This is a genomic window from Candidatus Methylacidiphilales bacterium (assembly GCA_033875315.1).
Classification (GTDB): Bacteria; Verrucomicrobiota; Verrucomicrobiia; order Methylacidiphilales; family CAZTYG01; genus JANRJG01.
Genome location: JANRJG010000026.1, coordinates 25456 through 39613, shown reverse-complemented (window position 1 = coordinate 39613; position 14158 = coordinate 25456). Strand labels below are relative to the sequence as shown.

Here is a 14158-nt window from a genome sequence, read left to right as displayed (position 1 = left end):
TCTAATACCCCGGATGCACTTGAGTTGTGGGTGTACTCGGCTAATTTGGCAGGCCATGTCCTCTTGTTGCGGCACTCCGGTCTCTCCCATGCAGGGGCATTGCGTAGAGGACCGCAAGGAACAGGCCCGCCACTGGCTACGCCTCGGTCTGGCAGCTTTGATCGCCGGGCAATCGATGGTGTTCAGTCTGGCGGTCAACCTCGACCGCCCGGAAAGCGCGAGTTATCTCATCCTTCACGGCTTGTTGGCGTTGGCGGCATTGGCGGTTTTTCTCCTGGTCGGCCTCCCCATGGCCCGCACGGCCTGGTCGCAGGCGCGGCGGGGACGGGCCGCCATCGAACAATTTTTCCTGGCCGGAGTGCTGGCCGCCTTCGGGGCCTCGGTGGTCAGCTCCCTGACGCGCACGGGCAGTGTTTACTACGAAGTCGTATCGGTCCTCCTGGCCATTTACAGCCTGGGGCGCCTGGTGGGTGAACGCCAACGCCGCCATGTCCTGGCTGCGGCCTCGGGGCTGAGACGCGACTTTGACACCTGTGTGCGCTTGGATGACCGGGACGGGGAGGAGACCGTCCCGGTGGCCGCGATCTCCCGGGGCGACCGGGTCCGCGTTCGGGCCGGTTCGGGGGTGCCGGTGGACGGTCAGGTCGAGGAGGGAACGGCATGGGTCAGCGAAACCCCCCTGAACGGGGAACCTTTTCCCATGGTCAGGCGTGCGGGCGACCTCGTCCGGGCGGGCGGCCAAGTGATCGACGCCGCCCTGATCGTCCGTGCCCAACACGATGGTCACAACCGCGAGATCGACCGTCTTCTGGGTTCGGTCGAGGCCACATTGTCCCTCGTTTCTCCATTGCAACGTGAGGCAGACCGTGTGGTGGCCTGGTTCCTGCCGGTGGTCCTTGTGCTGGCCTTGTTGACCGGGGGGTTCTGGGCCTGGCAACTGGATTGGACCACCGGCCTTTTCCGGGGTCTGGCGGTGTTGGTGGTGGCCTGTCCCTGTGCCCTGGGTTTGGCCACACCCATCGCCCTTTGGGGGGCGGCCAACCGCCTGGCCCGCCAGGGTTTGGTGCCTCGCCGCGGCGACTTCGTGGAGCGACTGGCTGGAATTGACCGGGTGGTTTTCGACAAAACCGGGACGCTCAGCGAGGAACATTTGCAAGTGGTCGATTGGGTGTCGGCACCGGGGACCGACCGGCGACTGCTGGAGGCGGAAGTGGCGGCAATCCAGGACCATATGGACCATCCGGTTGCCCGGGCCTTCCGCGTCTGGCCGAAATCCAAGGGGGTCGTCGTCGAGGGCGGGGTACGGGTCATGCCCGCTTGTGGAGTCGCTGCTCGGGTGGTGACGCCGCAAGGCATCCAGGAAGTGGAACTGGGCAATGAGACCCTTCTGCAACCCGGGGATTCCAGGTTGGTGGATGAATGGAAAGAAGCGCTATCTTCCCCCGGACTTCAGGCGTGTCGCTGGGTGGTCATCCGACGCAATGGCGTGCTGGCTGGCTTGGCCTTGTTGCGGGAGAATCTGCGGGCATCCGCGCCCGGGGTGTTGGCCGACCTGCGTGCACTCGGGGTCGGGGTGGCTGTCATGACGGGGGACCGGCCCGGTGCTGCAGAGGCCCTCGGTCTTACCGCAGTCCATGCCGGATTGAGTGCGGAAGATAAAGCCTCGTTGGTGCGCGAATGGCAGGAGCAAGGACACAAAGTGCTCCTGGTGGGCGATGGGGTGAATGATGCGCCGGCCATGGCTGCGGCCCAAGCCAGCGTGGCCCTGGTCTCGGGATCCGCTCTGGGTCGTGAAACGGCTGATGCCGAGATGTTCGGCAACGATCTGGGACGTTTGGCGGAGGCGATCCGGATGTCCCGACGGGTGGTCCGGAGAATCCGCCAAAACTTGGCCATCGCCGCCGTCTACAATTTCTTGGGCATTGGTCTGGCCATGGCCGGCTGGCTTCATCCCGTGGCTGCGGCGGTGCTGATGTTGGCTTCCAGCCTGACCGTTTCGAGCCGTGCCCTCTTGGGCTTGGAGGATACGGAGTCTGGCGAAAAACCGGTGCGACAAGACAAACGCATCGGGGGGGAGAATTTCCGGCGGCAACGTCTGGCGGCCATGTTTGCGGCGGGGGCTTTGTCGATCCAAGGGGCGGCACTGGTTTATTTGGGTGGATACACGGGTCTTTGGGCCACTGCTCTGCTGGGAGGATTCCTGCTGGCCGGGTTGCTTCTTTGGAGCCAACGCCAGCACTGGCTGAACCATCCCTTTCGGACGGCCTTTGTCATCATGGTCGTTGCGGGCAACGCGGGCATGCTCGCGGGATGGTGGGGGGATGCGGGTTGGGGGCCGGCGGTCCGCGATGGTCTGTGCTTGTGCGGCTGCAGCCCGGGGCATTTTGTCGAGGTTCTCAAAGGTACCCCTGGCTGGATGCATCTGGGCATGGTGGCGGGGGCCTTGCCGGGATTCTGGTGGGATGCGCGACACCGTTCCAAACCACGTCATTGGGACTGGCTCTGGTTGGTTTGCCTGGCCTTCATGTGGTTGGGCATGCAAGGGGGGGCCTGGGCGGTCATGGGTTGGTTCCCGGGCCGTCCACAATGGCAACTGCTGGCCTCGTTCTCTGCCATGACGGCGGGGATGTTCCTGGCCATGCTGGTGGTCTGCGGGCCCAGGCTTTGGGACGAAACACGGGAAAGGGCATCCTCATGAACGAGACCGCACACCGCCACTTGGTGCGCGAGCGCCAGCAACGCTCGGAATTCTGGCGTGCCATCCACGCCCTCGGTTCGCTCAAGCTTGCAGTCTTCCTGTTGCTCACGGTGGCGTTGGCCTGCGCCGCCGCCACCTTTGCCGAGTCGAAGTTCAACATCAAGGTGGCGAAGTATTACATCTACGACAACCCCTGGTTCTCGCTATGGCTGGCCCTGCTGGTGGTCAACCTGGCCTGTGCGGCCCTGACCCGCTGGCCCTGGCAGGCCAAGCACACGGGATTTGTGGTCACCCATGCCGGGATCATCCTCATGCTGGCAGGTGCGGTCATCGGGCGCCATTTTGGTTATGAAGGCACGACAACCTTGAAAAAAGGAGGGGAACCGACCGGCATGCTCGTGGTCGACGAGACGGTGTTCCTGGTGGAGAGTCCGGGTTCGGGACTGATGTACGAGGCTCCCCTGCCGGTGGTAGTGCGGGTACCGCGCCCGGATCGTCCGCGCACCATGCCCGTGCCCGATTCCGACCTGGCAGTGGAGGTGCGGGACTACTCCGAAAACCTTTCCGTGCGGGCGGTGGTCGAGGCCGACCCATCTGGAACGGGACCGGCGGGGATTGAACTGGAGATGGCCACCGCCATGATGAACCAGACCCTGCACATCCCGTTGGCGCTCGCTCCGGTGGAGACGCGCAGCTACGATCTTTTCGGCCGTGCCCGCATCGAATGGGTGGAGAAACTTCCCGCCGTGGCCCGCCCGGCGGCCAAGGCGGCGAAAGAATTCCGCGAAACCCACATGGTTTTCGCACGCATGCCTGACCAACCGGTCTGGCACAACACCCTGGGCAAGGCCACCGGGTTCCAATTCCGCCTCGAGGTGGGAGCAACTGGCGAAGGGCGGGTCCTGATCGTCCACCCCGGGGGGAGGAGCGAAACCAAGCCGTTGGGCGAGATACTGGACCGTCCTTTCAACGACCCGGAATCCGGATTCCGCATCCACCTTGCACAATACTGGGCCAATCTGCGCATGGTCGATGGCAAGCCGGTGTCTGACGGGGACCGGCCCGACAATCCGGCGATGCTGGTGACCTTGACGGGCAAATGGGAGGAAGACCGCGGCGGATCACCGGTCATGCGCATGGCCCCGGTGGAGGGAGGTATGGTGGCTTACCAGATCCTGCGTGGAAGCAAATTGACCGGCCAGGGCCGGGTGCGTCCGGGAGATTCCTTTTTCACCGGTTGGGCCGACTGGAAGGCCACCCTCAAGACCTTCCATCCGCATGCCCGCATCCGCACGGTGGCCGAACCCGTGCCGGCGTCCGGCATGGGCACGGCCAAGGGCGTTCCCGGGATCGAGGCCGCCCTGGTCCATGCGAATGGGAGCAAAGGAACGGCGGTTTGGATTCCTTCCGGCACTTCCAAGGTGCTGGAGAATGGAGACCAAGCCGTGCGGGTCGGATTCGGGTTGAAAACACGCCGGCTGGACTTCACGGTTTCCCTTGAAGACTTCACCGTGCCTCGCGATGAGGGAACCGATACACCGTCGAATTTCATCAGCGATGTCCGCTTTGATGGGCTGGCCTCGCCGCAACCGGTGAGGGCGCGGGTGGAGATGAACACCCCGGCCAGTTATCCCCCGGGGTGGTGGGGGGCCTTGACCGGATGGAACCACAAGTTTTCCCAGGCCGGCTGGGATCCGGACCAGCTCGACACCACCACCCTCCAAGTTTTGCATGATCCCGGATGGTCGCTGAAGTGGATCGGATCGCTCCTGATTTGCGGTGGCATTTTTGCCATGTTCTATCTCAAGCCACGAAATCCCCGAACTCCCCCGACAAACGCTTCCGCTCCGGAATCCACCACCTCCCCATGAAAACAAACATCCTCTCCCCGATCGGCCTCCTGCTCTGCCTGGCCCTTTCCGCCCCTGCGGCGGATTCCGCGCGACCGTCCCTACCGTCCTCACTGCCACTGCGCGTTCTGGAAGAAATGCCCATCCAGCACGGAGGGCGGAAAAAGCCGCTTTTTGCCTACGCCGTCGACCAATGGCGGGCGATTTCCGGGTCCACACACTGGGAGGACCCGGCGGGTGAGGGGGGGCGTTGGACGGCCATGCAGGTGGTGGTCGACGCCTGGCTCCATCCGGAACGGTGGACATCGCGGCCCGTCATCCTGATGGATTACATCCCGCTGAAGAAGGCATTGGGCTATACCGGCAACGACCTGGACCGCCGCCACTTTTCCTTCGAAGAGCTCACCTCCAATAAATTATTGGCGAGCATGGCCGCGGAGGCGGCGGCTGTCCGGAGAAAGAATGCCCAGGCCACCCTAACCCGCGACCAACAGGCGGCCAACCAAGTGGCGGGTCGGATCAACCTGATGGAGGAAATCCTCTCGGGATCGGCATTCCGTTGGATACCTGACCCCAAGAAGCGCGAGGGCACCTGGGCCACCCTGGAAAATGCCGGGGATCATTACCCGTTGGAAACCCTCCGTCCCCTGATGGAGTCCTTCCAGGCCCTGGTCCGGGCCTATGACGGAACGGATGCGGTCCAGTGGGAATCTTCGGTGCGGGATTTCGAGGCACGGGTGGCCGGCCTATCACCGGAGCACTATCCAACTGCGGGGATCATCCATCTGGAATGGCTGTACAAGAAGGGGCGTCCGGTGACCTGGGCCTGGATCGTCTATGTGTTGGCTTTCGTGGTGCTGGTCGCCACTCCCTCTTGGGGGCGGCACTTGGGCTATGGCGCGGGCTGGCTTCTGGCCGGACTGGGTATGTTGCTGCAAACCTCCGGCTTGGTGTTGCGGGTGCTGGTCTCGGGACGCCCACCGGTGACCAATATGTACGAAACGGTCATCTGGGTGGCTTACATTGTGGTGGTCACTGCGCTCGTCTTTGAGTTGATTTATCGCGGACGATACTTCCTCCTAGGGGCCCTTCCAGTGGCGGTGCTCTCCCTTATCCTGGCCGACACCCAGCCGACCATTCTTGACGGATCGATCCAACCCCTGGTTCCAGTTCTGCGCCACAACTTCTGGCTGGTGGTGCATGTCTTGACCATTGTCAGCAGCTACGCCCCGCTGGCCCTGGCCCTCGGGGTCTCGCACATCGCCCTCGGCAAGTTGATCCTGGGCCGGAAGGTCGAACCGCAACTGCACCAGTACATCTACCGTTGTCTCCAGATCGGGGTTTTCCTCATCGGCACAGGCACGATCCTGGGCGGGGTCTGGGCGAACTACTCCTGGGGGCGGTTCTGGGGTTGGGACCCCAAGGAAACCTGGGCGCTGATCGCTTTCCTGTGCTACCTGGCCATCCTCCACGGGCGCATCGCCGGATGGTGGGGCGGATTCGGTCTGGCCGTCGGCAGCATTCTGGCCTTCCAATCGGTCGTCATGGCTTGGTACGGGGTGAACTTCATTCTGGGCAAGGGGTTGCACAGCTACGGATTCGGCACCGGTGGGTTCCCCATGGTCGCAGGGTTTGTATTGTTGGAGGCCGCCTTCCTGGGTCTTGCTTTTTGGTGTCGCTACAGCAGAAGCCGGGCGGGTAACCTGGCGGACTGATTCCCGGGTGGACTTATTCCACCGGGGGACGTTGATACCAAAAGCCGCAGGATTCCCGCTTTTTCCAAGCCGAGGGCTGGAAGGCCAGAGGGATCAGCCGGAGCAGTTGCCAGTCGCTGTTCCATTCGATCTTCCGTGCCGAGGTCGGCACGGAAGTGGAGAGAATGGCGAACTTCCTCTGGTTTTGGGCCAGGTGTTTCTTCATTTTGGCGCTGAATTGGAGCTCTTCCCCGGCATAAAAGGTTTCGTCGAATCCCCCGATGAGTTCCCAATCGGCCCGCCGGCAGAAGATGAAGGAACCCGCGGCCAGTTTGGCCAGCCGGGAAACGGTGTTCCAGAGTGCCAGCACCAGGGCCGGTCCTGGGCGGAGCCGGGCGGTGTCGAAACGCACCGGCGCACCGCCTCCATGGAAACGTCCTTCGGCAATTCCGTCCCACATTTCCGCCAGCAGGGATGCGGGCAGGCGGGTGTCGGCATCGAGGAAGATGAGCCACTCGCCCGTGGACAGTCGTGCCCCGGTGTTGCGGGCACGGGCGATCTGGTTGTGTGGTTCGAAGACAACCCGGGCACCATGGGCCTCGGCCACCTGGCGGGTATCGTCGGTCGAGTTGTTGTCGCAAACGACGATTTCATAGGGCACGGGTTGGGCCAGGGCTTGGAAGGCCTGGTGGATGCTTCCGAGGGTCTGAGGAAGCTGGTCCGCTTCGTTGTAGGCGGGGAGAACAACGCTGATCATGGGTGGAACTGCGGGTGCTGGCGCAGACGTGAAAGATAGCGGGCATCGATGGGTTGTCGATGATAGGGCGGCGACAGAAGGGGTTGTCCTTGGGAGGATCGTTCGAGTGTGCCCAACCAGTCCAAGCCGAGCGGTTGGGTCAACATGCCCGGGCGGGTGGCGGCCAGGGTGGTTTCTTCTTTGCGACCGAGGGCACGGCCTCGACCCACGTAAAATCCGGCCAGCAGCAAGGTGGCACGGACGGAGGTGGAGCGGGTGTGGAAGAGGAAAACTCCTGCCTTGTGGGCGGCGCAGCGGTGGACGTCCTGCCAGAATGAAAGCGTCCACAACTCTGGTTGGGTCTCCGGGGAATGCAGGTCAACCACGGCCAAGTCGGGAGCGGGGATCGATGGATCTTGGCCGCGGAAAATCCCGGTCAGATCGCCGGAATGCATGACCCATCGGAGGATTCTTCCGTTTTCTTCCCAAGCCACGTCGCCATGGGCGCGGAATTTCCGGACTGGGAGGCCGTCAAGATGGGGTGAATCGGCGTCGAGGGCCAGGTCGAAGGCGTCCCATCGCAGATCGAAGCTGTGCACCTCCACCTTCCTGCCGGTTGGGAACGGGTGACGCAAAAGACCGGATGACATGCCTCCCGCACCCAGACCCAGATCCCAGATCACCACCGGTCCTTCGGACGAATGGATGGGGATGGCTACTTCGGGCTGGTCGAGCAAATGGCGGATCTCTTGCACCATGCCGAGTTCGGGATGGAACGTTTCACCGAGGTGCTGGTCGCGCAGGGTGGGTGAACCGTCACCCGCCTTCACCCACTCGTACCTGGGAGCGAAGATGTCGCCGCTGTGCTGGGAATGCAGTGGATTCAAGGGGAGTTCGAGGCTGGGCGGATCAAGAAAGGACGTTAACATCATCTCGTGCAGTGACAAGTGGGTGGATTCCCACATATTCTCTGCAACTTCCCGGTTTATCCGTGGTTGATAGTGCCTATGAACGAGTTGCGTCCGCGTCTGCTGGCCCTTGCGGCGGTGCTTTCCCTGGTTTTTGCCATCGGTTGGTTTTTCTTTTTCCGGGAAAGCGGCATCAACGCCAACTTCAAAAAAGAGCGTCTGGACAAGGTCATGGCCTACTTGGAGAAAAAGACCGGCTTGGATTTGGAAACGAGCTTCGATCCCTCCACCCCGGTGACCCTCTTTCTTCACCAAGCCGGGGTGGGTGAAGCGCTTGATTCCCTGGCCCTGGCAGTGGACGGACGCTGTGTACTTTTTGGCCTCGTGGCCCCCAGCGAACAGGAAATCAACGATTTTGTGGCCGGACTGGTTTCCGGAAAACCCCTGGAAAACTGGACCCAGCAACGTCTCAACCTCCCCGGTTTTCTGCTGGCCGGCGTCTCCAATACCCTCACCGACCCCCGGCAAGATCCCCTGGCCGTGCCGGATCAATGGCCGACCGGTGGTCTGCAGACCCACCTGAAGACCCTGGCTGAATCGTCGGATCTCACCTGGGCCGCACCGACCCCATGGGACCCGGTGGTCACTTTCAACCCGGGGAAGATAAAAGTGGGGCAGGCCATCCCGGCCCTGGCCCGGGCCGCCAAAGGACAAGGTCGTCTAGTCGTTTTCCTGCGGGATGGCCGTCGCGGCGGGGGAGCCCGACCGGAAGGCTTGCCGGGCGGCGAGGGCCCAACCCCTGGGGAAGGGTCGTTCCGCGGCGCCCGGGAAATGCCCGATCCTGCGGTGGTCAACCGTCGAGTCGAAGCCCGCATCGCCGCCCTGCCGCAACAGGAACAAGCCGAGGCCCGCGCCGCCTGGCAGCGTGACCGGGAGATGTGGGAGCAGCTCCGCCAACTCCCCCCCGAACAGCGCCGCGAAAAAATGCGCGAGTGGATGGACAACCCCGCTGCCCAGGAGCGGATGGAAAACAACCAAGCCGACCGCGACGCCCGTCGTTCACCGGAAAAACGCCACGAACGCTATCGCAATTACCTCAACCGTAAAGCCCAGGTCAAATCGTGAAGCCCGCCGCCCGCCGCCCGCAATCGGGGTTTACCTTGATTGAATTGTTATGCCTGTTGGTCATCCTGGCCGTGCTGCTCACGCTCTCGGCCCCTTCTTTTCAAAAGGTTCTGGATAAGGCCGACAGCGCCGCCTGCGCCTCCAATCTCCGCCAGATCGGCATTGCGGTGAATTTGGCCGTGGCCGACAACAATGGGAAGTATCCGACCATCGAGACCGATCCAACCGATCCGGTTTACCCGGCCGAGGCCGGTGCCAAGAGCCTGCAGGAGGTGCTGGCTCCCTACGGAATCGAGACCAGGACGCTCCAGTGCCGGGCCGATCTCCGCTTCAACAATCGGTTCAAGGAAAAGGGATCGAGCTACGAATGGCGGCCGTTGATCGACGATGAGCCCGTGGCGGCCCCCGAAGTCTTCAGTCCTTGGGGCACCCGGATCGTCAAGCCGAGCAAGTTCCGCTTGGTCATTGATGTGGACCCCGTGCACCGTGGCAAACAGAACCGGCTGTATGCCGACGGACACGTTCTCTCTTACTGAGAGACCGGCACTGCGACCCACGGTTTGCGCACGGTCCAAGCCCACCAGAGGGCCAGCAGAAGACCCGCATAAGGCCAGCCAGCCAGCAGGCCGGCAATGGAAAGCAATCCGGCCAGCCAGAACAGGATCAGGGACCACCCCAAAGTTGCTCCCCGCGATGTCGTGACGGCGAGCATCCAAGGCACGGCCAGAAGGAAATCGTAGTGGCAAACGTAGGGTGAAGCCAGGAGGCTGGCGGCCAGACCCAGGGCCAGGGCACCGGCCGGATCAGAGGCCGGCGTGAGATGACGGTATTGTCTTACAAACTTCGCCACCCCTGCCAGCAAGGCCACGCCTGCCACCATCGAGAGCAGGTCGATCCACCGGGCGTGGCCGCCCGCAAGTGTTTCCAATACTCCCCGCAGCGAGAGATTGACCCCCAGTCGCATGGATTGCAGGCCCGAGGCCATTTCACCCAGGCAGGCCAGCCAATCAAGGTGTGCCTGCACCCCAGCCAGAACCACCCCCAGAACCAACCAAGTTGCGGACCCGGCCGCGGCGGCCAGGGTGAAGCGCCAGTGGCCGCAGAAGAGCATGAACAGCCCCAGCCAAGGCAGGAGTTGGGGTTTGTAGAAGACCAGACTCATCACCGCCCCGGCACAGAGCGGGCGACCCCGGGCAAGGAGCAGGCAGGCCGCAGAGGCGACCAACAGGGTGAGCGGGCTGAGTTGTCCGATGTAGAGAGCGTAATGCAAGGGAGGAAAGGCCAGAGTGGCCAGACAACCAAGGGAACGGTTCGCCGGTCCGGTCAGAGCCGGGACGAGGAGCAGGCAAGAGGCGGCATAAAAGACCAGGCTCAGAACCGGCCAGATCCAGGCCCAGGCTTGGAAGGGATACTCCGAGAGCCGAGCGGCCAGCATGGCGCAAAGGGGAGGATAGAGGTAGTTGAAGTGGTCGCGGGGGGCTTCCCCACTTTCCGGGAACCGTTCCTGCTGCCAGGCGTCGACCCGCTGCCCCAGGATATTGCCGCGGTATAAAGCATGGTGCTCCCCGGCGGCCCAAAGGCGGCCTGCGGCGTAGTGGGGGTAAAGGTCGCCGGAATTCGGTTTCCCTTGGATGAAATAGGAAGCTGTTCCGGTGAGGGCCAGGGCAGCAAACACCGCCAAGAGCACGAGCGGCGCGCGATCGAGGAGGCGTGTACCCTGTTTCATTTGGCGGGAGTGCGGCTGGTTTGGTTGGTTTGGATGGTAAGGGATCCAAGGAAAGGAAGCGGGAGACGGAAATGGCGTATGGCGGTCCAACAGAACCAGAGAGCGAGGAAGGGCAGGGCGGGGGAGACGGGAAGGTCCGGGGTGTTGATGGCGAGAAGGGTGGCGATCCAGAAAATCACGGCGGCAGCGATGCCCGAGACCCGCAGGGCGGGCGCGGTACCGGGTTTGAGGTCGCTCCGCAGATTCCACCACCACCAGGGTACCGCCAGAAGGAGATCGTAGTGCATCACATAGGGGGAAAAGAGTGCCCAAGCGGCCAGGGCCAGGAAAACCGCCAGTTCGGGGTTTTCGGGATGACGCGGTTGACGGTGCCTTTCCCAAAGCGCCAATCCACCGAAGCAGGCCAGGCCCGCGAGGGTGATGAGTGGCGCAACCAGGGCGGATGTGCCGGGACCGAGAAGGACTTTGATGGTTCCCGGGAGTGATTGGTGAAGGGCGGCGACTTGGTTCTGGGCACCCCCGAGCATGTCGCGCAGCACGGCGAACCAACCCAGGGTGGCTTCGGAGCCACAGAGCACCCAACCCACGGCCAGCCAACCGAGTGTTCCGGCCCCGAACGCCAATGCAGCGCGTCCATGGCCCGCGACCAGGAGAAATCCCGCCACCGCCAAGCCGATCTGGGGTTTGTAAAAGAGGCAGGATAGGACAACCCCGGCCATCAGGGGTCTTTTGCCCGCGAGAAGGATGGCCACGATGGTGAGGATGAACAGGCTCAACGCACTGTTCTGGGCCAGGATGAGACCGAAGTAAAAGACCGGCAGGCCGAAGGCAACCAGGTGGATGTTCAAACCGTGGGGACGCCAAGGTGCGCACAGGGCATGGGATGCGGCGTAAAAGACCAGAATGGCCAATTGCCAGCAGGCCACCCAGCCCAGATACGGCATCGCGGCGAACGGTGCTCCCGTCATTGCCACCAACGGGGGGTAGACATAGTTGAATCCACTAACGGATCGGGCCTCACCATCGTGGGTGCGTTGGTAGAGGGCCCGACCGAGTGCGGAGCCGCCGTACAAGTCCTTCCACCTTCCTTCGGCGGCGAAGCGCGCGGCCTCGTGGTGCTGCAGCAAGTCCGCACCCATGGGCACACCCAACGGGCTCATGATGCCCCGGGCCTCGTTCCAGGTATGAGCCAGTCCGATCCACAGGACGCAGGCGGTACTCAGGGCGATGACCGGGAGCAGCAGACGAAAAGCACGTTCCATGGGGGCATGTTACAGCGGGGCCGCTGCAAGGAAATCCCGGATATCACTTGCCTTGTCGTGGCGGGTCCATATCACATTGGGCCATGACCGAATGGAACATCCAGGCGCGTTCGGAGGTCTGCCAAGTGACCGGCCGGCCCTTCACCGACAAGGAAGCCTTCTACACCCTGCTTTTTGAGACACCAACCGGCGACGGCTACCTGCGCCAGGACCTGTCCCAGGAAGCCTGGGACTCACGGAATCCCGAGCCCAAGCCTCTGTCGTTCTGGAAAAGCGAATTCGAGCCCGCGGCAGCCGCGGCGGTGGATCCGGTGGACAAGAACGACGCCGAGGCGGAATTGCGTCGGTTGATCGAACAGAAGGACCCGGCCCAGGCCAAACTCTGTTACCTGCTGGCCCTGCTGCTGGAACGCAAACGCATCCTCAAGGCGCGGGAAAAAATTCCCACGCCGGGGGGGCGGCTCATCGCCTACGAGCACACCCGCACGCAGGAAAGCTTCCTGGTGCCCGAAGTGGAGTTCAAATTGAGCGAACTCGATGCGCTCCGCCAGGAAGTCTCCGGAGGCACCAGCCGGATATTTGCCATGGTTTCCAAAATCGCGGATGACCCGGTGACTGAGACGCCGACAGCGGGTTGATGCGGGGGCGATGGAAATGACGCCGCGTTCCGACTCTGCCTGGTTCGCGCCGTTGGCCGTGCTGTTGTTGGTGTTGCATGGGGCTTTTGTGTTGGTCGACCCCGCCGGTTGGGTTTCGGACCCCGGGGTTGGGTGGCATCTGAAATCGGGGGAGATCCTGGTGGAGACCCAGCGGCTGCCGGTGGAGGATCTTTTCTCATTCACCCAACCCGGCAAGGAATGGATCAATTATCAGTGGGGATTCCACGTCTTTCTCGGCCTGTTGGACAAGTGCGGCGGTTTGTCCTCGGTGGTGGCGCTGTGTTCGTTGCTTTATGTGCTTCCGGTCCTGTGGACCCTGCGGCGGATGCTGGCTGAGGGGGCGGGACCGGTTGCGGCGCTTCTGCTGGCGATGGCGGTTTGGGCGGTGATGATGCAGCACACTTACGCCCGGCCCCACCTCTTCACCTATCTATTTTTTGCCGCCTATCTGGGCATTCTGCACCGGGCTTGGGAGGGAGCGGAACAAAGTTGGCGGGGACTGCTCTGGATACCCGGGTTGATGCTTTTATGGTGCAACCTGCACGGAGGGTTCACTGCCGGGCTGGCCCTGTTGGGGTTGTATACCGGCGCGGCCGTTCTGGAAGTGTGCAACCGTCCCTCCGCTTCAGTTGACACCCGCAAGCGGGCCTTGTGGTGGGCTGCTCTGTTTACAACCACGGTGCTGGCCAGCCTGGCCAACCCTTACGGTTGGCGGCTGCACCTGCACATCCTGGAATTCCTCTTCGGTTCAGGAGGACGTCGCACCCATGAATTCCTTCCTGTCTGGCAGCATTCCTCGGCCTCGGTGGTGGTCTTCTGGATTCTCGTCGCGGCCTGGGTTACCGCTCTTCTCCGGGGTCGACGGTCCTTTTCCTGGGCCGAACAGATCAGCGGGGTCTTTTTCCTGGTTTACGCCGTCTCGGCGGTTCGGCACATCGTGTTGTTTGCCCTGCTGTCGGCACCGTTGATTGCGCGGATTTTTGCTGGAAGGCCTCTGCCCTGGCCCTGGCCTTCACCCCCTTGGGGGCGGCCGGGGGCCTGGGCCATCGGCGCGTTGGTGGTATTGGTCTGGATGACCATGCCCTTCTGGCATCCCCGCGATTGGCCGTCGGACCTGGTTGGATTGAACCTCGGCCCCAAGTCGGCCGCGGTTCTCGATGCCCGGGTCGCCGAATTGGTGCCGGTCTTCAACTCGGACCGGGTGGGCGGGGCGTTGATCCAACGTTACCATCCGGGCCTGCGGGTTTTCATGGACGACCGCACGGATTTCTACGATGGAACGTTCATTGAGGAAGTCTACCTGGCGACGCAGGATGCCCGGGAGGGTTGGCCGGGGACACTCGACCGCTATGGCATCCGCGGGGTCGTTTTGAAGACAGGCACCGCTCTGGGACGGGAGTTGCGTTTGCGGGCGGACTGGCGCTTGCTGGCCGAGGACCCGCAAAGCGAAGTTTTTGGCCGTATCGGTCCGGTGCCTTAACTTCGCACTTGCCGGGCCTT

General features: G+C 62.9%; 11 protein-coding genes. 7 read left to right on the top strand and 4 right to left on the bottom strand.

Annotation, left to right across the window (positions count from 1 at the left end):
• The first annotated feature begins 55 nt into the window (after positions 1-55).
• The 3 genes from SFU85_07975 to ccsA are packed head-to-tail and all read left to right on the top strand — an operon-like array spanning position 56 to position 6263.
• Complete coding sequence (locus tag SFU85_07975; protein MDX6766713.1) at positions 56-2698, top strand: cation-translocating P-type ATPase; 2643 nt, start codon at positions 56-58, stop codon at positions 2696-2698.
• Positions 2695-4569, top strand: a complete 1875-nt coding sequence (locus SFU85_07970; GenBank protein ID MDX6766712.1) for a hypothetical protein — start codon at positions 2695-2697, stop codon at positions 4567-4569. Before SFU85_07975 ends, SFU85_07970 begins: the two co-directional genes overlap by 4 nt.
• A complete protein-coding gene (gene ccsA, locus SFU85_07965; protein MDX6766711.1) occupies positions 4566-6263 on the top strand; it encodes a cytochrome c biogenesis protein CcsA in 1698 nt (565 codons plus the stop codon). The genes SFU85_07970 and ccsA overlap by 4 nt, the downstream gene beginning before the upstream one ends.
• Positions 6264-6276: 13 nt before the next feature.
• Here ccsA and SFU85_07960 read toward each other — a convergent pair whose 3' ends face one another.
• Positions 6277-6999 (bottom strand): glycosyltransferase, encoded by a 723-nt coding sequence (locus tag SFU85_07960; protein ID MDX6766710.1) that lies wholly within the window; start codon positions 6997-6999, stop codon positions 6277-6279.
• Positions 6996-7943, bottom strand: coding sequence for an MnmC family methyltransferase (locus SFU85_07955; GenBank protein ID MDX6766709.1), 948 nt, complete (start codon positions 7941-7943; stop codon positions 6996-6998). Before SFU85_07955 ends, SFU85_07960 begins: the two co-directional genes overlap by 4 nt.
• Before the next feature lie 42 nt (positions 7944-7985).
• Between SFU85_07955 and SFU85_07950 the strand changes: the two genes are divergently transcribed.
• On the top strand, positions 7986-9011 hold the full coding sequence (locus tag SFU85_07950) for a hypothetical protein (protein MDX6766708.1): 1026 nt from the start codon (positions 7986-7988) through the stop codon (positions 9009-9011).
• Positions 9008-9547, top strand: coding sequence for a type II secretion system protein (locus SFU85_07945; GenBank protein ID MDX6766707.1), 540 nt, complete (start codon positions 9008-9010; stop codon positions 9545-9547). The genes SFU85_07950 and SFU85_07945 overlap by 4 nt, the downstream gene beginning before the upstream one ends.
• Here SFU85_07945 and SFU85_07940 read toward each other — a convergent pair.
• On the bottom strand, positions 9541-10737 hold the full coding sequence (locus SFU85_07940; protein ID MDX6766706.1) for a glycosyltransferase family 87 protein: 1197 nt from the start codon (positions 10735-10737) through the stop codon (positions 9541-9543). The genes SFU85_07945 and SFU85_07940 overlap by 7 nt on opposite strands.
• Positions 10734-11999 (bottom strand): glycosyltransferase family 87 protein, encoded by a 1266-nt coding sequence (locus SFU85_07935; protein MDX6766705.1) that lies wholly within the window; start codon positions 11997-11999, stop codon positions 10734-10736. The genes SFU85_07940 and SFU85_07935 overlap by 4 nt, the downstream gene beginning before the upstream one ends.
• A gap of 83 nt (positions 12000-12082) precedes the next feature.
• Between SFU85_07935 and SFU85_07930 the strand changes: the two genes are divergently transcribed.
• Together SFU85_07930 and SFU85_07925 are read left to right on the top strand one after the other, a co-directional pair.
• Positions 12083-12637 carry a hypothetical protein gene (locus SFU85_07930; GenBank protein MDX6766704.1) on the top strand — a complete coding sequence of 185 codons (555 nt, stop codon included), beginning with the start codon at positions 12083-12085 and terminating at the stop codon, positions 12635-12637.
• Between the two features lie 10 nt (positions 12638-12647).
• Positions 12648-14138, top strand: a complete 1491-nt coding sequence (locus SFU85_07925) for a hypothetical protein (GenBank protein ID MDX6766703.1) — start codon at positions 12648-12650, stop codon at positions 14136-14138.
• Positions 14139-14158: the final 20 nt, after the last annotated feature.